18 protein-coding genes and 1 pseudogene are annotated in these 19,280 nt (G+C 40.3%); 12 read left to right on the top strand and 7 right to left on the bottom strand.

What is annotated here, in order from left to right; all coding sequences use genetic code 11:
• Positions 1-36 precede the first annotated feature (36 nt).
• Positions 37-1,044, bottom strand: a complete 1,008-nt coding sequence (locus tag ACKLNX_RS10755; RefSeq protein ID WP_411695139.1) for a serine/threonine dehydratase — start codon at positions 1,042-1,044, stop codon at positions 37-39.
• A 226-nt stretch (positions 1,045-1,270) separates the two neighbouring features.
• On the opposite strand from ACKLNX_RS10755, the gene ACKLNX_RS10760 reads away from it, so the two are divergent.
• The 3 genes and pseudogenes from ACKLNX_RS10760 to ACKLNX_RS10770 form a co-directional block, all read left to right on the top strand.
• The gene (locus ACKLNX_RS10760) at positions 1,271-1,648 is read left to right on the top strand and encodes a PH domain-containing protein (RefSeq protein ID WP_411695138.1); all 378 of its coding nucleotides are present in this window, start codon (positions 1,271-1,273) and stop codon (positions 1,646-1,648) included.
• Positions 1,649-1,684: 36 nt separating this feature from the next.
• The gene (locus ACKLNX_RS10765) at positions 1,685-2,998 is read left to right on the top strand and encodes a hypothetical protein (protein ID WP_412972366.1); all 1,314 of its coding nucleotides are present in this window, start codon (positions 1,685-1,687) and stop codon (positions 2,996-2,998) included.
• Between the two features lie 262 nt (positions 2,999-3,260).
• Positions 3,261-3,500 (top strand): annotated as a pseudogene (locus ACKLNX_RS10770) (carboxymuconolactone decarboxylase family protein); the annotation flags it as partial.
• Between the two features lie 196 nt (positions 3,501-3,696).
• Here the strand turns inward: ACKLNX_RS10770 and ACKLNX_RS10775 are convergent.
• Positions 3,697-5,925 (bottom strand): DPP IV N-terminal domain-containing protein, encoded by a 2,229-nt coding sequence (locus ACKLNX_RS10775; protein WP_412972367.1) that lies wholly within the window; start codon positions 5,923-5,925, stop codon positions 3,697-3,699.
• A 96-nt stretch (positions 5,926-6,021) separates the two neighbouring features.
• On the opposite strand from ACKLNX_RS10775, the gene ACKLNX_RS10780 reads away from it, so the two are divergent.
• The 3 genes from ACKLNX_RS10780 to ACKLNX_RS10790 all read left to right on the top strand — a co-directional run bounded on the left by ACKLNX_RS10780 (position 6,022) and on the right by ACKLNX_RS10790 (position 7,795).
• The gene (locus ACKLNX_RS10780; RefSeq protein ID WP_412972368.1) at positions 6,022-6,669 is read left to right on the top strand and encodes an NAD(P)H-binding protein; all 648 of its coding nucleotides are present in this window, start codon (positions 6,022-6,024) and stop codon (positions 6,667-6,669) included.
• 121 nt (positions 6,670-6,790) lie between these two features.
• Positions 6,791-7,159 (top strand): hypothetical protein, encoded by a 369-nt coding sequence (locus ACKLNX_RS10785; RefSeq protein WP_411695132.1) that lies wholly within the window; start codon positions 6,791-6,793, stop codon positions 7,157-7,159.
• 84 nt (positions 7,160-7,243) lie between these two features.
• Entirely contained in the window at positions 7,244-7,795 is a 552-nt protein-coding gene (locus ACKLNX_RS10790) for a YgjV family protein (RefSeq protein ID WP_412972369.1), read from the top strand.
• A gap of 285 nt (positions 7,796-8,080) precedes the next feature.
• Here ACKLNX_RS10790 and ACKLNX_RS10795 read toward each other — a convergent pair whose 3' ends face one another.
• Together ACKLNX_RS10795 and ACKLNX_RS10800 are read right to left on the bottom strand one after the other, a co-directional pair.
• Positions 8,081-8,485 carry an ExbD/TolR family protein gene (locus ACKLNX_RS10795; protein ID WP_411695128.1) on the bottom strand — a complete coding sequence of 135 codons (405 nt, stop codon included), beginning with the start codon at positions 8,483-8,485 and terminating at the stop codon, positions 8,081-8,083.
• 184 nt (positions 8,486-8,669) lie between these two features.
• Positions 8,670-9,503, bottom strand: coding sequence for a CLCA_X family protein (locus ACKLNX_RS10800; RefSeq protein WP_412972370.1), 834 nt, complete (start codon positions 9,501-9,503; stop codon positions 8,670-8,672).
• A 265-nt stretch (positions 9,504-9,768) separates the two neighbouring features.
• On the opposite strand from ACKLNX_RS10800, the gene ACKLNX_RS10805 reads away from it, so the two are divergent.
• The gene (locus tag ACKLNX_RS10805) at positions 9,769-11,076 is read left to right on the top strand and encodes a mechanosensitive ion channel family protein (protein ID WP_412972371.1); all 1,308 of its coding nucleotides are present in this window, start codon (positions 9,769-9,771) and stop codon (positions 11,074-11,076) included.
• 174 nt (positions 11,077-11,250) lie between these two features.
• Here the strand turns inward: ACKLNX_RS10805 and fldB are convergent, their stop codons facing one another.
• On the bottom strand, positions 11,251-11,808 hold the full coding sequence (gene fldB / locus ACKLNX_RS10810) for a flavodoxin FldB (RefSeq protein ID WP_412972372.1): 558 nt from the start codon (positions 11,806-11,808) through the stop codon (positions 11,251-11,253).
• Positions 11,809-11,810: 2 nt separating this feature from the next.
• Entirely contained in the window at positions 11,811-13,859 is a 2,049-nt protein-coding gene (locus tag ACKLNX_RS10815) for an alkaline phosphatase family protein (protein WP_412972373.1), read from the bottom strand.
• A 188-nt stretch (positions 13,860-14,047) separates the two neighbouring features.
• Here ACKLNX_RS10815 and ACKLNX_RS10820 point away from each other — a divergent pair, with 188 nt between their 5' ends.
• Together ACKLNX_RS10820 and ACKLNX_RS10825 are read left to right on the top strand one after the other, a co-directional pair.
• Positions 14,048-15,211 (top strand): hypothetical protein, encoded by a 1,164-nt coding sequence (locus tag ACKLNX_RS10820; RefSeq protein ID WP_412972374.1) that lies wholly within the window; start codon positions 14,048-14,050, stop codon positions 15,209-15,211.
• Positions 15,212-15,357: 146 nt separating this feature from the next.
• Positions 15,358-15,675, top strand: coding sequence for a PDZ domain-containing protein (locus ACKLNX_RS10825; protein ID WP_411695122.1), 318 nt, complete (start codon positions 15,358-15,360; stop codon positions 15,673-15,675).
• Positions 15,676-15,776: 101 nt separating this feature from the next.
• Here the strand turns inward: ACKLNX_RS10825 and msrA are convergent, their stop codons facing one another.
• Positions 15,777-16,316: a peptide-methionine (S)-S-oxide reductase MsrA gene (gene msrA / locus ACKLNX_RS10830; RefSeq protein ID WP_411695121.1), complete on the bottom strand. Its 540-nt coding sequence runs from the start codon at positions 16,314-16,316 to the stop codon at positions 15,777-15,779.
• 128 nt (positions 16,317-16,444) lie between these two features.
• On the opposite strand from msrA, the gene ACKLNX_RS10835 reads away from it, so the two are divergent.
• From ACKLNX_RS10835 to ACKLNX_RS10845, 3 genes are all read left to right on the top strand, one after another.
• On the top strand, positions 16,445-16,834 hold the full coding sequence (locus tag ACKLNX_RS10835; protein ID WP_412972375.1) for a thiol-disulfide oxidoreductase DCC family protein: 390 nt from the start codon (positions 16,445-16,447) through the stop codon (positions 16,832-16,834).
• Between the two features lie 73 nt (positions 16,835-16,907).
• Positions 16,908-17,684 (top strand): SDR family NAD(P)-dependent oxidoreductase, encoded by a 777-nt coding sequence (locus ACKLNX_RS10840; protein WP_412972376.1) that lies wholly within the window; start codon positions 16,908-16,910, stop codon positions 17,682-17,684.
• Positions 17,685-17,827: 143 nt separating this feature from the next.
• Positions 17,828-19,258, top strand: a complete 1,431-nt coding sequence (locus ACKLNX_RS10845) for a sodium-dependent transporter (RefSeq protein ID WP_412972377.1) — start codon at positions 17,828-17,830, stop codon at positions 19,256-19,258.
• Positions 19,259-19,280: the final 22 nt, after the last annotated feature.

Here is a 19,280-nt window from a genome sequence, read left to right on the forward strand (position 1 = left end):
GTACAGTCCTTTTATTCTTGGTTTTGGTAAATTACGTTAAGCATCTGGGTTCATTATGGGCGGTTGCGTCAAGTAGTCTTGCTGCCAAATCTTTTGCATGGAAGCTTGGCTAATATTACCACCTGAAAGTATCACCAATACTTTTTGATTGGCAGGCTTATCGCTTAACCAAGCTGCAACAGCCGCCATAGTCATAGCACATGTTGGCTCTATGTGCAGTTTGAGTAGATGATGCAGCCATTGGGTCCAATAGGCAATTTGTTCTTCTTCTACTTCATAAAAATCATCAATCTGCTGCAGCACTTCAAATGTTAATTCACCAATTGAAGGTGTTGCGGCACCATCAGCTAATGTATTAGGTGTACCTTCTAAACGTTCTATTTTACCGCTTTGCAAACTCCTAGCGGCATCATTTGCATTTAACGGCTCAGCACCTACAACCTCGGCGTTTGGAAGTTTCGCTTTTGTTGCAATAATAGCTCCAGATAGCAAACCGCCGCCACCGCAAGGAGCAAACACAGCATCAGGCGCTACATCAGACGCTTCGAGTTGTTGCAATGCTTCCAAAGTGGCTGTGCCCTGTCCGGCGATGATATCTGGATGATTAAATGGCGGTATCCAAAGTGTACCTTCTTGCTTCCCAGCCTCAGCCACCGCTAGATCTGCTTCATCTCTGGAGGCAAACTTATGTATTTTTGCGCCATAGAACTCAGTAGCAGCAGCCTTTATGGGGGAAATAGTGTCTGCACAATAGATGTCGACAGGTATACCAAATTGCCCGCATGCGAATGCAACTGCTTGCGCGTGATTCCCAGATGAATTAGCAACGACGCGCGATGGTAGTTCATTAGTTTCATGTAGTTTAGCTAGCACGTTCGTTGCACCGCGTAATTTGAACGCACCGGTTCTTTGTAAACATTCAGCCTTGAAAAAGACTTGATGACCAAGCCAGTGATTCAGTAATCTTGATTCATAAATTGGGGTCTGTTTTACGATACTACTAATGCGAGCTTGAGCTGCTTCTATGTCAGCTATAGATACCATCTATGAAAATCCTTCTAAGTAATGAGCTTACGTTATTTCACCTTAGTCTAAACGTATCATCAAGCTATATGAAGAGGGCGACTAAAAAATAAGCATTGCTTGTTTGTGTTCTCCTCCCTATATACGTGCTCAAAACGCTTGGTACATGCTTAATGAAGGGAATTTGTGCATAATATTTGAAAGTTTGTTATTCTTTTCTGAGTTCAACGTTTATAAGGCTAACAGCGTGGGTTTACTTGATGGATTATTAGGCAATGCTTCTGAAGTTGATGTTTCAACCGTAGCAGAAGAGCTCTCACCAATACTTTCTAATTCAGAAACCGTTGTTCAAGCTTACAAAATGGTTCGAGACTTATTTGTGTTTACCGATAAAAGATTAATATTTATCGACAAACAGGGCGTTACTGGCAAAAAGGTCGATTATCTTTCAGTTCCCTACAGAGCCATTACTCAAGTGAAAGTTGAAACTGCTGGCCATTTTGATTTGGATTGCGACCTCAAAATTTGGGTATCAGGACAATCACAACCCATGGAAACTAAATTGAAGTCAGGTTTAGCTCAGGCTGTACAAAAGACCTTAGCTGACATGATGTTTAGTTCGTAGATTAGCACTGGATTATGCAACATTGAGAGACATTTGATGGCAGTTTTGAAAAACAAGTACCTACTATTAGGCACTGTCTTATTTTTGATCTTGTTAGGATCCCTTCTTTCCATAGACGAAGAGTTGAAACCCACAACCCAAGAATGGTTATCTGTATTCGAGCAGAAAATAGATGATGATAACAATGCTTCATTGAGATTGCTGTCGCTTGGAAAGCAAGATTCAGTTCTGTTTGAAAGTATCAAAGACACCTATAACAAAAAGTTAGAGTCTTTCAGATTCGATGGCGTTCTTGTTCACGATAAACCAATGAAGTACCCCAATGTGCTGCAATTTGAAGCATTTTTGGAAAGCCCCCTATTTTGTGACTTTAACCAAGGCGATTGTTTCAGCAAATTGGACGAAGAGTCAGAGTATCTAAATATCGTTATCACTGAATTCCAACCAGAACTAACTGATTTTATGTCGCTAGATGAAGTGGAAAATTTTGAAGCCTTGAACCCTTTTGTTGCTGAATTAAAACTTGAAGATTTCTTCTTTTTGTTCAAATTAAAAGGTACTGAGATCTACTTTGATATTACCAATGGTGAATCGGAAGCAGCTGCAGAAGAGCTCAACAAACTTATTCGAATTAACCGTAAGTTTTTTGCTCAAAGTAATGATTTACTAACGAAAGTTAGTTTTTCAGTAAATACTGAGAATATTTTCCAACCTCTACTGTTGTTATTAAAGAATGAAGGCTACGCAACTCAGCACATATTCGATGATGTTTTGAGCCCTCTTAGCATGGAAGAAATATCAGCTAATAAAATTCAGATTCGTTCGTTTGCAAAGAATGCGAGGTTGATCAAGGCGGGATTAGCTGCTCGAGAGCAAAATAACGCTGGTTCGTTCTCCAGCCAGTTTTGGAATAGCTTAGTGTATAAAGAGAATATGACACTTAATGATATGTTTGATGAGTATCAGGCGATTCTTTTACCGGCGTACGTGAACAAACCATCCTTGCTAGCTTTCTCGAAAAACATTGATAGGGAAATAGAAGCGAAAAGTGCACTCCAAGTTGAGCGGCCAATTCTATATCGTTTTAAAAACATCACTAATGTTGTTGGCGCCTCTTTAAAAGATGTCATTATGCCAAGACAGGTTAATTTATATGAGAGTATCGCTGGCTTAGATACTAGGATGCAATTGCTCCGCCTAATTCTTAATTCTCAAACAGGAGAATTAGCGGGATATATGGAACAAAATGAATACGCTAACTATTATACTGGCGAAAAGCCCTTTTTGTTTGAAGGAAAGGCTTGCCATAAGCTGAATAATGAGAATATTTGCGTAACTGCTAAAGAATAGTCTAAGAGTGAAAATGCAATACTCTTTACGTAAGCATTGATTTCAAAACAACAATCTTAAATTGCGCAAATTAAATGCAGGGGACTTTACTAATCCACTTATTGAATAAGTCTTGATCTATATTTCAAACCCAATCGCATATGTTGCGAATAAATATCTGTTATAGCTTGTGTATAAGCACAAACATCTGCGTTATCATGCCTTGTGCTAAATGCTCAACTTCTGGACGGTTTAAGTAGCTGCGTAAACCAGTAAATTGTACTTGAATAAAACACCCTTAGCTAACCCTAAACTCGAAGCCCTGCGTGAAACTACATTAGCAATAACACGTGAACGCGGTGTAATTAGCAACGAACAAATTGAAAAGTTTTTTGAAGCGGGTTATGGCAAGCAGCAATTGCTAGAAATTATTTTAGGCTTATCTCAAAAAGTGATGAGTAACTACACTAACCACTTGGCTGAAACACCAGTGGACGAAGCATTTCAAAAGTTTGTGAAATAACCACAGTTTTTGGTTAATAAAAGGCAGATTAGAAAATAACTGTTTAGTCATTAATACACTTCTAAGAAGTAGGGTATTGGTGAGGTCTATACATAGAAAACTACTTTAGCACTTTGAATGATTCTAGAACAAAAAAATGCGCCCTCGCAGTGAGGGCGCATCTACTTAATACAATAGTTAATTCAACGCTAGGCGCTTATTTGCTTGCAGGCGCTGTCGTTTGCAAATGCTTGTCAAAGAAGTTCGTGATTGTTTTGTGCAAGTGAATACCCGTATTTTTACCTCGGATACTGTGTTTCTTACCTGGATAATCCATCACTTCAAAAGGTAATGCTAAATCCTGTAGATGCTTGTACAGCATCGTACTGTGCGTAAACAGTACATTATCATCAGCCATACCGTGATATATCAGTAGATCGCCCTTCAGGTCCTTAGCGTAAGGAAATACTGAAGAGTCGGTATAGGCTTGATCGTCCGTTGTTGGATTACCCATATAGCGTTCTGTGTAATGGGTATCATACAAACGCCAATCAGTAACTGGTGCACCAGACACTCCTGCAGCGAAGTAATCGCCCGCTTTGAACATAGTCATAAGAGTCATGTAACCACCATAGCTATGACCATGCACACCTATTCTGTCGGGGTCTACGAAATCCAATGTGCGTAAAAACTCCACACCAGCAATTTGATCGTCAACTTCTACAAAGCCCATCTTTTTAAATAATGGATCTTCGAATGCTTTTCCGCGGTTGTAAGAACCTCGGTTATCAACGGTGAACACTACATAGCCTTTATTGACCCAATGCTGCATCAACAGGCCGCGGTTACCACCCCAGCTGTTAGTGACCATCTGAGCATGTGGACCACCGTATAAATATACGATAACTGGATGCTTGCCTTGAATTTTACTTGGTTTAAACAATCGATAATGCAGTTCGGTGCCTTCTTCTGCCTTAATAGTACCAAACTCAGGCTCTACCCAATCTTCCTTATAAGGGTGAAGAGGGTGGTTTTTATCGACCTTATTTTCTTCAAGCCAAGTTATCATGCTGCCATCGGCTTTGTGTAAACTAACCTGTACCGGTGAATTAACGGTTGAGTGAGAGTTCACATAAACAGACGCATCTGAACTGAATGTTGCACGATTAAATTGATTAGCTTCACTTAGACGAGTGATTTTGGTTCCAGCTAAATCAACTGAATAAACATGGCTTTCGATGGGCGTGTCTTTGCGTCCTTGAAAATAAATTAGGCCTTTGTTCTCATCGATTGCATTAATACTTTCAACAACCCAATCGCCCTTAGTTATTTGACGAACAAGCTCTCCATTGTTGCGATATAAGTACAAATGCTTATAGCCATCGCGCTCAGATGCCCAAATGAAGTGTTTCTTGTCCGCTAGAAAACGAAGATCCTTGTTAAGGTTTACCCAAGTATTGCTTTTTTCCTGCAATAAAATTGATTGTTTACCAGTAAGAATATTCACCGCATTTAAATCGAGAATTTGCTGGTCACGAGACTGTGTTTGGTAAGTCAGAGTAGACTCATTCATCCATTTCGCTCGAGCTAAATAAATATCCTTGTTAGAACCTAAATCAACCCAAGTAACTTTACCTGAAGCCAAGTTAGCCACAGCAAGTTCAATGTGTGCATTATTAGTTCCTGCTTTTGGATATTTTTGTTCAATTGTACTAATTGAATCAGCATAAATTTCAGAGCGCACAATAATGTCGACAGGGCTTTCATCAACTTTGGTGAAGGCAATGTGCTTTTCGTCACTTGACCACCAGTAACCGGTCATTCTGCCCATTTCTTCCTGTGCAACGAATTCAGCCATACCGTACTTGATATCACCACCACCTTTGGTCGTGATCGCTTGTTCTTTGCCGGTGGCTACATTCATCACATATAGATTTTGTTCACGGATGTAAGAAATAAAGTTACCTAAGGGCGAGAATTGAATATCGGTTTCGAAGGCTTCAGTCTCTAATAAACGCTTGGCTTTTTTATCGCCAATCTTAAAGTAATAAACGTCACCTGCTAACGGGAAAAGTAGGGCGCTGCCATCGCTTGACCAATCGTAAGTAATAATTCCGCTTCCATAAACACGCATGCGTTCGCGACGAGCTTTCTCTTCATCAGAGAGAACTTCAGGGCCGGTATGCAAGTCATCTGAGTCAAAGAGTATTTGTGTTTTACCTGTAGGAATGTGATATTCCCAAAGATCATAACGGTCGTAGTCGGCTTCTTTACCTTTCAAGAAGGTAACGCGCTGGCCATCTGGAGACATTTGAATGCCTTTTGGAGCACTTCCTGATAAGGACGGTGATTGATGAATACGTTCTATGCTAAGGGTTTCTGCACTTAGATTTGGGCTTAAGCTGAACCCAAATGCGCATGCTAGAGTAATGATTAGTCTGTTCATAATGAATTATTCGTTGTTCACTTTATTGTTGTTTAATTGTTGTTTTGGTAATGCAAAAGAGTATCAACAGAAAGAGTATCACAAGCTAGGGGAAATATGACTGAAAAATACAAAGCACTCGTTCTTGGCGCGTCAGGTTTAGTTGGCACGGCATTGGTAAATCGCTTATGCCAAGATGATCGTTATTCTCAGGTTACCTGTTTGGTGCGCTCGCCTCTATCAAAAGCGAAATACGATGACCCACAAAACAAAATTCAAGCAATAGTTATCGACTTTGACTTACTCGAAGACTATCAAGGTTATTTTTCGGTGGAGCATGTTTACTGTTGCCTTGGAACGACAATAAAACAAGCTGGATCTCAGTCCAATTTTCGTCGAGTTGATTTTCAGTTCGTACATGCTGCCGCGCAATTAGCCAGAGGTCAAAGAGCTAGAAGTTTTGTGTGGATTTCGTCGGTCGGCGCTAATGCAAAAAGTAAAAACTTTTACTTAAAAGTAAAAGGGGAGTTAGAAAACGCAATCTTTAACATGCCACAATTAGCGAATGCCGCTGCGGTTAGACCAAGTTTGCTATTGGGTGAACGTCCTGAAAAACGAACTGCAGAAAGTATCGGCATTTACTTCGCGAAGTTAATTGCTCCTCTTTTGGTCGGTCCGTTGGCTAAATATCGTCCGGTAAGCGCTTCTCAGGTTGCTTATCAGATGATTCAGTTACAAGTTTTCGGAATTAGCACTGGCGGTTAACTAGCATAATCACTATACTCGCGCCGAATTTTAGCTAAAGTTAAAACTGATTTGCATTGATACACTAAATAGGGACATACTACTTGTGAACCTTTTTGATGTTTATCGGAGGCAATTCGTTATGGCTACAGCTATTCCAACAGATGTTGAAACACTGATAGAAAATATAAGAATTGAGCAGTTCTGGTGGGAAGGGGTACAAATTAAGATCCCCTTTCATTGCGTGTATGCATGCATCCCCAACCCTGTGGCTGATGAATGGAAGATGATCAATGGTGCTAGAGTGCCTTTGATCCGCGTTGACAAGTATATGATCCCACTATGGGATCCCTTCCATAAAAATATAAAGGCGATGCCTAAATTTGCGGTTGTTATTTCGCATCATAAAGGTAACCAGTTTGGTTTGTTTGCTTACCCTGCAGACCATATAGATGAGCAGATAGTGCTTTCTTATGATGATTGGTTTGAAACCCAAGCGTCATTACAATGATGGTTTAAGCCCCTAACTTTTGCTTCTATTCGTGTTTCTCGATAAACCCTAATAAGGGCTAACACGTAATTTTACGGAGAAGACATGCTCCCAATAGCAGAAGTTTTTGGCGCAATAGCCGTTGTATTTAATTTTATTGGCTATCGACAAAGTGATATCAACAGATATCGCTTCATTTCCGCGATCGCTTTACTAAGCGTTAGTATTCACTTTTTTCTTTTAGGAGCAATGGCCGCCGGTGTGGGCTGTATGCTGGCGTGTATTCGTAATATAGTTGCTATCAAATATCGCGGTATGCCGGTCTTAATTACCTTTGTAACTGCTAATTTAGCCTTCTTCTTCTATGAATTACTCTGGCTTGATCACGGCTGGATGATCGTTATTGCCTATGCTTCCTCGCTTATTTTTACTGTTGGCTCTATCTCATTGACTAGTGCCAAAATGATACGCCAGTGGTTTATTCTAGCTGAAGTATTAGGCCTTATTTACGCCATCATGGTGGGGAGCATATTTGGTACTGTATTTAACATTACTAACTTGCTAAGTATTTTCTATACACTATTTCAAGATGTAAAAGCTGAGAAAAAAGCGCTAGTTAATAAAGAACTCGAAGCTCAAGACAGTGACAATAAATAAACGAATAGTAAATTAGTTAAGAATAAACGCCGTGTTAAAACGGTATAGCAAATATAGAATAAATACTAACCCGCCAACTAGGCGGGTTTTTATTTTCGAGAAAGTTAACAAAGAGTAAGTTAACAAACTGGTTATTTACAATACAGATGATAAGGCAATTTAGAAGGCGCCCTCAGCAGAAGTGCTTTTAAAAGCTTAAGACTATTAAAAAGTATGTATGAGATTCAACAAGCAAAAAAAAACGCCGTTCAAAGAACAGCGTTTTAATGTTAACTTTATGCCTTGTTATTTTTCTTTAACAAGTACCGACACTTTCTGAATGCCAGCTAGCTTAACTTGGTCCATAACATTAACTACGATACCGTGCTCAGTATTTTCATGTGCTTGAATTGCAGCGCTGTCTGTATCATTGTTTGCCAAATATGTTTGAGCATTAGCAACAACACGACGAATATCGACAATACGACCATTCATAAGTATTTGCCCTGACTCATCAATTCTGATGGATAAAGACTTACTTGGTGGATTAGGTTGATCACTTTTCGGTGGACGTTGTGGTTCTAAACCTTTCTCAGATGAAAACGTCGTCGTTACGATGAAAAAGATCAGCATGATAAACACGATGTCCAACATTGGTGTCATGTCTACCGCTGCGTCGTCATCACCGGAGGTATGTTTTTTTCTTTTCATTTTTACACTCAGTCCTTCTAGTTCTGCTCTCTAGCAATTCTTCATAGTATAATGGCTTAATAGAAAAAGCATAGAGTTTTGTAAACGAATTTAACAAAAAAATGCGTTTATTCTCTCAAATGCTTTTTATATGCCCAGTAGCTTAGCGAAAACCAGCAATTTAATTAATTTTCTAGTAGCAACTTTACGCGTCAGTGACACTATGATCAAGGGCTTTACCCAACCAATTGAAATAAGTTTTCAATTGAGTGGCAATATCATTAAGTTGAGAGCCGTGCGGATAAATGCCGAGTTTAGCTTCAGCACTTTTCATTGTTCCTTGAACTAAGAATGCATTTTTAATGGATTGGTGTTGTATACAAGCTTCAAAGGACCGTGCCGCAACCTCTTGAGGCCTAGCGTAATAAAAGCTTTTTAGTTGTTGGTCAACAAACACACTCTTCGTCATTAGTTCGCTTGGGGCATTACCCGCTTTATCTAAAAAGATATATCGGAAGCAGCTAGCGAGCTGTTCGTTCAAAGCGTGAATATGCATCGATGCATTTTCGTTCAACCAAATTTCAGAGGCGAATAGATTACTGCCTGAAACTTTAAACATTTTGCTGGCTATATAGTGGTCAAATGCATGAAACCACTCATGTGCTAAAGCGCCGGCTCCTGCATTTTTTGCTAACGAAAGCTGTTTTTTTGCGCTGTTATAGTGTGCAGATGCGTGCTTTTGCCCACCAACGCCAAAGCCAAGGGATAATGTTCCATTTAGGGAGATGACATTCTCTGGAACTTGCAAAATATCCATAAGATCGCAAAGGGCATCAAAAAATAAATTAGCAGCTATGCGTTTCTCTTCTTCTGTAACCCATTTTCCGATCTCAATCGAACGAAATCTAAACAAACGCAACACATCCTGAAAACTCACATCAGCACCTGCGCGATGATCGTCACCATTCCGGTAAAACTCTCTATGCAGTCTACCTTTTTTCAACTCTCTTGCTGGAGATTGTGCTTTTGTTGGATTCATCGGTTATTTATGGTCAGTGATACGGTTTCTATAATAGCTAATTTTGGCATATAAATACTTGTCGTCTCGCTAGTTTATTCATTTTCGGTCCAATTGTTCAAACCTAAACAAAAATACATTGGCATATTCCCATTCTTATGCAAGCATGCCACTAAGCAGGCGTGCACAACCACCTGCACTGAGAGGCGTAAATTTGCGTACTCGAATAAATTGAATTTTCAAAATAGCGCTATTTGTTTCGCTATTTTGTACAGGAAACGCAGTTATGGATTATTCTTCAATTTCAACATTTGTTACTGAAAATATAGAAAATAGTTTAACAATACTTTCTAGTACACAAACATATGTTCAACTCGCAATGTTAGTTGTTATTTACAGTATCGCTTTTGCCGCGGCCTATAAAATACGAAATAGTATCGGCTTAACACAAAATGAACCCGACGATACTGCACACCCTTTGCGAAAGTTTGCTTATAGAGTAGGTGGTGTGCTTTTCCCACTTATAGCAATTTTGCTATTACAAATTTCACGCAAAGCAGGCGAGAACCTAGAGTACTCACCATGGGTAATTCAGGTCGCGTTGTCGATTGCTATTCTTATCTTCTTCAGCTCAATCATTCGTGCATTTGTAACCAATACGTACGCAGCGACTCTATTCAAATGGATAGGTTTGCCTATTTTGTTTTTACATTTGATTGGCGTGTTGCCTGGCATTATTAAAATACTGGAAGAGATATCAATCAGCGTTGGTAACGTAAATGTCTCAGTTTATGGTGTTGCCAGAGTGCTAGTGTTCGGTGGCTTCCTATTTTGGCTTGGACGTGTTTCAAGCAGCTTCGGTAAAGCTGTCATTAAACGTCAGGAGAGTTTAGATATTCCAACAAAGGAAGTCTTTTCTAAGCTATTTGAAGTGACCTTGTTCTGCATTATCGTCCTTCTTTTACTGAATGTGATGGGTATTAACCTTACAACGTTAGCCGTATTTGGCGGTGCTGTAGGCGTGGGTATTGGTTTAGGTTTGCAATCAATTGCCTCTAACTTCATTTCAGGCATCATTATTCTTTTAGATCGCTCGTTAACCGTAGGGGATTTTGTAGAGTTGGGCGACGGACAAAAAGGCTTCGTTCGTGAGTTTAAAATGCGCTATGCCGTGCTTGAGACTTATGATGGTAAAGATATTCTAGTGCCAAACGAAAAGTTCATTTCTGACTTTTTGGTTAACTGGACGCACAAAGATCCAAAGCAACGCTACCGTGTTGATTTTTCGGTTCCTTACGCCACTGATGTGCGTAGTATGGTGGAGTTTATTAAAGTGGCTGTTAGCGAGCACCCGCAAGTAATTAGTGGTGATGAAGTGCCCTTGGAAGAGCGCCCTGATTGTGAAATAGATAGCTTTGGCGACTCGGGTATTAACATGTTCGTCGAGTTTTGGATGGTAGGTGTAGATGACGGTAAAAATCGTGTTGGCGGTGATTTGATGTTAACTATCCTTGAAACGCTGAAAGAGAATGGCATTGAAATACCATTCCCTCAACGTGAAGTTAGGATCCTTAATCCGGAACACCAGGGATAGTTTGATAGTTGGAGGTCCCTTCCTTCGAAGGGACGACGTGTGTCGAAGTAACGGCGAGTGTCGAAGTAACGGCGAGTGTTGAAGTAACGACGAGTGTTGAAGTAGCGACATTTGTCGAAGTGACGCGAGTTTTAAAGGGACGACTAATGAGGTGCTTTCAAAGAATGGTGAATGCTATAGATCCGTAGTCCATTCTTCTAATATTTGTGAACACCACTCGTGGATACGAGTTTCCGTTAGGTCGTACTGGTTTTCGTCATCTAAAGACAAACCAACAAAAAATTCACCATCGTCGCTTAAGGCTTTTGACTCGGTGAATTTATAGCCTTGATTAGGCCAATAACCGATGATGTCACAACCTAGTATAATAAGTTCGTCGTGCAGCATGCCTAAGGCGTCCTGAAACCAATCAGCGTAACCTAATTGATCGCCAAGCCCGAATAGAGCAACGGTTTTACCTTCCAATTCTAGCGCTTTAATATCTTCCCAAGTTGATTCCCAGTCTTCTTGAAGCTCGCCAAAATCCCATGTAGATATGCCATAAATAATGAGGTCGTATTGTGTGGATTTCTCTAAGGCATGTTCCTTAATATCAAACATGCTTATCTCGGCTTGGATCCCTTTTTCAGAAGTAATAGATTCTAATTCGGCTTGGATTTTCTCGCTCGCCATTTCGGTATAACAAGTGGTGGAGCCATAAAAAATGGCAATCTGTTTTGTAGCGGAATTCATTACTATTGCTCTGCCTTAGCGCTCGCTTTTGCTTCTGCCTTTAAAAGCGACTTGGGTTTTGAAAAACTGACATTGCTGCCATCGCTGCATATTAGCGCGCAGTCTACCTGAGTTGCATTGTCATTCAAAGTAAGTAGGCCAATATTGCTCTTATTTACTAAAGTACCACTTTGGCCGCTCGGTTCTCTTTGCCTCACTGACATATTACGACGCTTGGTTAACCAGTTTAGCGGTGAACGATGCCCATAGAACCAACGGTTTAAACGATCAAACCATCGTAATAGACCATCGGGGAATTCGTTATGTAATCCACTGCTTGTAAATTGCGTAATGTGAGGGCTGTTGCGGCGAAAGCGTAAGCTAACATCGTAAACGAATGAATAGTGAACATCGCCTGATAGAATAATGAAATTGGGCGGTGTTTTGATATGTCTAAAGATATTCAGCATAACGCTCGCAGTGCCTCGATGCGCCATCCAGTTCTCGGCATCTACGACTAATGCACCGCCAAAAATTGTGAATATTCTTTGTACAGTTTCAATAAATTTCACACCATAAACGGGTGCTGCAGAAACCATAATTACGGACTCTTTTCCTATAATCGACTGTTGTAATTCACACAAAGCTTCCCAGTCCATCAAGCCAGAGGGCTTATTTAAAGAGGACTCGGAGCGCCAACGTTGAGTTCGAGTATCGAGAACATGCACAGGTGGTTGCGTCGCGATGTTATAGTGCCACTGATCAAAATCAAACAAGGTATTTATTAATTCTTTATGTGAGATATCACTAATCGCTTTCGAGCTAGCTAAGTCTGCTTTTGTAACTAAGTCGTTCGGAGAGAATACTTGGCTGAATTCCTCAAAAAGGTCGCCAAGTTTTTCTCTCGGATTGCCACAGCTCTGACATAAAAAATATGCGGCCATTGCATTACCAACGACACGCTTTGAGAACGGGTGACCATATACTTGCTCCTCCCATCCTCTGGTTAGATTCCAATCATCCGTCACGTCGTGATCATCAAACATCATATAGCATGGTACATGGGCTAAAGCTCGTTGTACTTTACCTAAGCCTTTCTGGAAGTTTTCTATAGCGTGTTTTTCCTTTGCATACACTTCGCGATTCGCTTCATCCAGATCAGGTTTGTCTAAATTCACGAACTTCCATAGAGCAGGAGACCAGCAAAGCATGTACATTGCTAGCATTTCACTCAACGCGATAAGGTGATTTTTCGCGTTTACTGAGGTGAAAACAGGCTTACTTTTGGCGGCAAAGAATGCTTTTGCTAACTTGTCATTGGCCTTAATTTCCGGCAACAAATGCTCGCGTCTGTAAAAGCCATCTTCATGAGCTATGAGTGCCGTTAAATCATCTACAGTAGCACCTTCAAAAAGTTCATTGTGCAGACCCAGCATGTTAATTACTTGATGAATGGCATGTAACATAGGTCCAGCCACATCATCTAAATACACCTGATCGCCAGTCATTAGCATGATATCTGGGCGTTGCGGACTCAAATTGCTTTTATTAGTTCCAGAATGAGCATCAGCCAACTCATTCGCTAACTCATTTGCCACTATTTGATCAAGTTGTGGGAGCGCATCTTCGCCATGAAAGTGTGGCTTGCGGCAAGATCCGTGCGTAACCTTCGTTAAATTATGATTAAAGCGAAAGTTGGGGCGAGAATAGCCTTCGTATGTTAGGCCGAGTGTACGTTCTAGAATGCTTTTTTCAGTATTGTATTCGTCTTTATCGCTAGAAGTATTTTGTGAATGAGCTAACAAATCATAATGATACAAAATACCTGATTCAAGCAGGTTTTGTTCATTGCTTGCTTCAAGCGTAATTAATTGAATAAATGCATTTTGACCAACACAAAACGTTTCCTGATTTGTTTTCGTATTTTGCAAATCTAAAGCTTCGTTTTCAGCATCGGCTAACATCGGTTTTATATCAACTGCAACTGATGTGATCAGCCACCAAACTATGCGTTGACTATCAGTGTGACGTAATATTGGACCTGCAATGAGTGTTGGTAATGATTCAGTCAATTTACTCTATATTCCTTGCGTTTTTTGCCGTTTAGAATGCGTTATAAGTTGATGTTAAAACCTGAAGCTTAGAAAATATACTATCACTTTATACTTCAAAAATTATGCTAAATAATTTTTTCTTCAGCATGTATACTCTGACAGTTTTGAATTACATACAGCTACATTAATGGATATCAGGATATCGAATGAAAAAGCTTAAGGCGATAGTTGTTGCATCGTTAATTGTAACGTTCTGTGTTGCTTGCACCCAAGAACAAGGCGCTCCGATGCCTATTAATCCCGAGCCCAAGTCTGAAAAAAATGAAGTACTTGGGACATGGATAATTGACCTTGATGGCGATGTAATGTTGAACCCGCAAACATCTGGTCTAAAGTATTCCAATGGTTTTTTATATACGGTGTCTGATGCAAGTGCCCACGAGAGCCAAATTTTAAGGCTACATCAAATTTCGATGGGTGATAGCAAAGTTGTCAAAAAATATGCAATAAATGACTATAGTGAAGCTGTTAAGAACTCGTGTTTCTTTACTTATTTGTCAAACAAGCCCGATTATGAGGCCTTAGCGCCACTCCCTGGAGAAGATAATGCTTGGGTTTTTGTCACTGAAGATGCTAGCAGGAATGAGCAGCTAAGTGAGACTTGTCAGCAACAATATGCAGAGTCAGGTTCTACGTTCTACCCCACATTAGTTGTGCGCTTACAACTTCAAGGAGAGAGCTTGGCGCTCACACATGTGCGACCCATTCAGTTTCCAAGTTCTGCTGAAGTAGGTGACTTTCCAAATGATGGGATTGAGGGTTTATCTATTACTCGCGACAACCGTTTGTTATTAGGCTTAGAAAGAGACTCAAAAAAGCAGCCAAGAGTTTTTGAGTTGAAATTGGGAAGTGACTTCTGGCAAGAGTCGGGTTTTGCCAAAGTGCAGGATAGCGAATTACTTTTGCCAACGTTTGAACAGGGTAATCATCCTATAAATGGTATGGATGTGGTTTACCCAAGCTCTGAAAGTGAAGGCTACTTGCTAGCCGCTGCGCGCAACGATAATGAGCTATGGGTTGTAGACTTGGCAAAGAAAAAGCCAACAAAACGAATTAAGTTCGACTTTTTCGCTCCTTCAGACACGAGTCAAAACGACAAAGAGTCAGAGCCAGAATGCGCCGACAAACATTTGATGGATAATTCTTCTATTGAGGGGCTTGCGGTTGTTGCTGATGAGCTGTGGATGGTAAACGACCCATGGAAAGCCAATTATCATAAAAATATTGTATGTCCGGCCGACCAACACAAATATCAAAAAATGGCGCCGTTGTTGTTCAAGATGAAAATTGATAAGGCTTGGTTTGAGTAATTGTTTAGCTTGAGTAAATATATAAATTGAAATACTTATTAAACGTGTCATTTCGGCCTTTCAATATAATCTTTTTCGTTCTAGTCCTGAGCGCTTGCTCTTCACTAGAAAATAATAAAGATAGCAGCTGTGAAAAAAAAGAAATTATGTACAAAGGTGTTCTTTTCGATTTGAATAAAGAGGGGATTGGGGCATCTATCCAACAACTCGATGATACTTTTATAATTAGCGAAATTGTTGCAGGTGGTCCGGTTGATAAGGAAGGCAGTATTAATGTTGGGGATAAAGTCATTGCTATTTCTCCCAATAAAACAGACAGTTTCATCTATGTTCAGTCGATGAGTTTGGTTGAAGTCATAAAAGTAATTCGAGGGTGTGAGACTAGCCCCCTTAGTTTAATGCTAGAAAGAGATGATAAATCGTTCACGGTGGATTTAGCGCGTGAAGCTGTCAGTTTAAAATAGAAGAATCACCTGCTTTTTGATTCAACACTAATAATTTTAAACTTAAGCTTCACTATAATGTTTGTCGTAATTTGAGTAAAACATGCAGTTTTGAACGCAATCTAACTAGTTTTCAACTTACTCACAAAAGTCTTCTTGAACTTCGCAAGTTTCGGTGCAACAACCATATTGCAGTAGCGGTTTTGTGGGTTATTGGCGAAATAATCTTGATGATAATCTTCCGCCTGAAAATAATTATCAAGCGCGACTACTTCGGTCACCACTGGGTCAGGCCAAATCTCAGTATCGACGATTTCTTTGATAATCTCTTCTGCTGCCTGCTTTTGTTCATCGCTGTGATAGTAAACACCGCTTCGATACTGAGTGCCTACATCATCACCTTGGCGATTCAATTGTGTAGGGTTGTGCAGTGCGAAGAATATCTCCAGCACTTCTCGAAGGGATAACTTATTGGTATCGAAGGTCACTTGGACAACTTCAGTATGTCCCGTATTCCCAGTACAGACGTCCTCATAACTTGGGTCATGAGCATGTCCATTTGAATAACCCGAAACGGCTGAAATAACACCTTCAACTGTATTAAATGCTGTTTCTAAACACCAGAAACATCCTCCACCTAAGGTAATTGTTTGCGAACTCATTATTTTCCCGATTTATCACTTAATTATGAATAGATACATAACGTGCGACTAAATAGACTAAAATTCAAGTCATCTTTTCCTAAATAATTCACGTACTAGTTTTATAGACAAACATCTAAGGCGAAAATATGTCATTTATTCTCTTTTACGACGGCCTTTGCCCTTTGTGCGAGAAAGAAGTTAAGCACCTCAAAAAGCGAGATAAAGAGCAACGAATATTATTCGAAGACATCTCTTTACCGGATTTCTCACAACGCTATCCGCATTTGAATATTGAGGACTTAAATGCCCGTATTCATGCTCAGTTGGAGGATGGAACGATAATTACAGGTCTTGATGTCACTCATCAAGCGTGGAGTCGAGTTGGCGTTACTTGGCTATATGCACCGTTGCGTTGGCCGGTTATTCGATGGTTTGCCGATAAGGTCTATCTTCTCTTCGCAAAACATAGATATAAAATATCTTACTGGCTAACTGGCAAAGAGCGCTGTGAAACAAACCGCTGCAATTTGAAGTAATTAAATACGCCACCGCGAAACGATTCCTGTCAATACATAAGGGCACACGCAATTAAAGGAGTACAATTAGGATATGCAAGATTCAGATAACGACAAAAAATACGCACTGATCATCGGCGCCAATGGCGGTATCGGACAAGAAATCGTCAAGCAAGTATGCGCACAACAACGCTTTCATACAGTTTTCACCTTGTCACGAAGTGATGCTGCTTTTTCTGTGGAGGGTAACTCCAAGGTCGTTCACCAAGCTATGGATACGTCGAATGAGACTGCAGTTAAGGCCTTTACTAAGGATTTGAAGAAGCAGGGTGTTCAACTCAGTTTAGTGATATGTGCAACAGGCATATTGCATCAGCAGGCGTCCTCAAATGCTGAGGAGAACACGATCGGTTTGAAACCGGAAAAGCGTTTAGAAGATATCCATGAACAACAACTAAGCGAATACTTTCGAATTAACAGCATACTACCCGCAATATGGTTGCAAAACTTGGTCGATATTGTAGATAAGAAAGGTGCGAGTATCGTCTTCTTTAGCGCGCGAGTAGGTAGCATAAGTGAAAATGGCTTGGGTGGTTGGTACGGATATCGGGCATCTAAGGCGGCGTTAAACATGTTGGTGAAGACTGCGGCTATTGAATATCAACGCAGAAAGCCGAATACGAGCTTAATGTGTTATCACCCTGGCACCGTTGATACGGGGCTCTCTAAACCCTTTCAAGCGAATGTAAAACCAGAGAAGCTATTTACGCCTGAGTTTACGGTTAATCAGCTCTTATCTATTTGTACACAATTAGATCCAGAGAAAAGCCCCTACTATTTAGATTGGGGCGGTAAAACTATTGCGTGGTAACGGTAAATAGGGTATTTATCTTGTTTGTAGAAAGCGGTTTACACCGCTTTTTTTATTGCGTTAAGCTCAAGACTTTTTGTTAAGAGACTGTTAACATCACACTATCAACATCATAAAAACAAAAATAATAAGAAGGATTATTGATGAGTGGTTCAAGGGAGCAATTTGGCTCAAAACTCGGTTTTATTCTAGCTGCTGCTGGTTCAGCGGTAGGTATTGGTAACCTCGTAGGTTTTCCTGTTGGCGCGGCTAAAAATGGTGGTGGCGCTTTCTTATTGATGTACGCCATTTTCGTGGTGTTCATTTGTCTTCCCGTTATGCTGGCAGAAATGTCGGTGGGGCGAAACAGTCAAAAAGATCCACTGGGAGCTTACGCATCTTTGTCAAACCGCTCACGGTTTTGGCAGGCAGCAGGCTGGTTGTCAGTTATTACGCCTTTCATGATCGCAGTATTTTACTTGGTCATCACTATTTGGATATTCGGATACCTCGTGCAGTCTGTCATTGGTAATCTAGATGTTCTTGCTGAAGCCAGCACTTTTGGTGACTTTATTGGCGGTAATAGCATCTTTGCCTATATGGTTGGTGTGCTTTTAGTCGTTTACTTAATTCTGCAAGGGGGCGTTAAACAAGGCATAGAAAAAGCAGCGAAAATTTTAATGCCTGCTTTGTTTGCAATGTTAGTAGTGCTCGTCTTGTTTGTGTTGACTCGCGATAACGCGATGGCTGGTGTTGAGTTTTACCTAGTTCCCGATTTCTCTAAGATTGATGCTACTGTGGTCAACGGCGCACTGTCACAAGCTTTCTTTTCCTTGTCATTGGGCATGGGGATTATGATCACCTATGGTAGCTACATTGATAGCAAAGCAGATGTGCCTAGTTCAGCAAAGTTAGTTGCCTTAACCGATACGGCTGTTGCCTTTACTGCTGGTCTGATGATACTTCCCGCTATCTTTTCGTTTAATCCAGAAATCAATCCAGAAGAATTGAGTGAATCGTCGGTGAGTATGATCTTCTCGTTCTTACCGCAAATATTTTTGGAATTGCAAACGAGCATTGGCTATATCGGTGCGAGTATTGTTGCTAGCATATTCTTCCTATTAGTTTTCTTCGCTGCGATTACCTCTTTGGTATCTATTTTTGAAGTGCCAGTGGCTTCCTTGATGAGTGAAAAAGGGATGGAACGTAAACCTTCGCTACTGCTATGTGGAGCTTTATTAGTTATCTTTTCTGTAATGTGTGCATTATCGTTTGGTCATTCCGAGTTCTTTACGAACTTTATTACTTACGCGGGTATTGAAAACTCATTCTTTCAGGTGATCTATGACGTATTTTACGACACAATTCTACCGTTAAATGGCTTCTTGATTTGTATCTTCGTAATGTATCGCTGGAAGAAACACAAGTTCAACGAAGAACTAGATAAAGGCGCTCCTCAGTTTAAAAAGAGTTTGTTCGAGCGTTACGTTAACGTTTCTGTTGGTACCTTTATTCCAGTAATTTTGCTGGGCATCTTTATCAATACAGTGGCTGTTAAATACTTTGGTTTCTCTTTAATGGCAGAGTTGTTTTAAAGCTTCATTGAAGTCAGAGTAA

The organism is Glaciecola sp. MF2-115, assembly GCF_047250385.1.
In the GTDB taxonomy this organism is placed as follows: domain Bacteria; phylum Pseudomonadota; class Gammaproteobacteria; order Enterobacterales; family Alteromonadaceae; genus Glaciecola.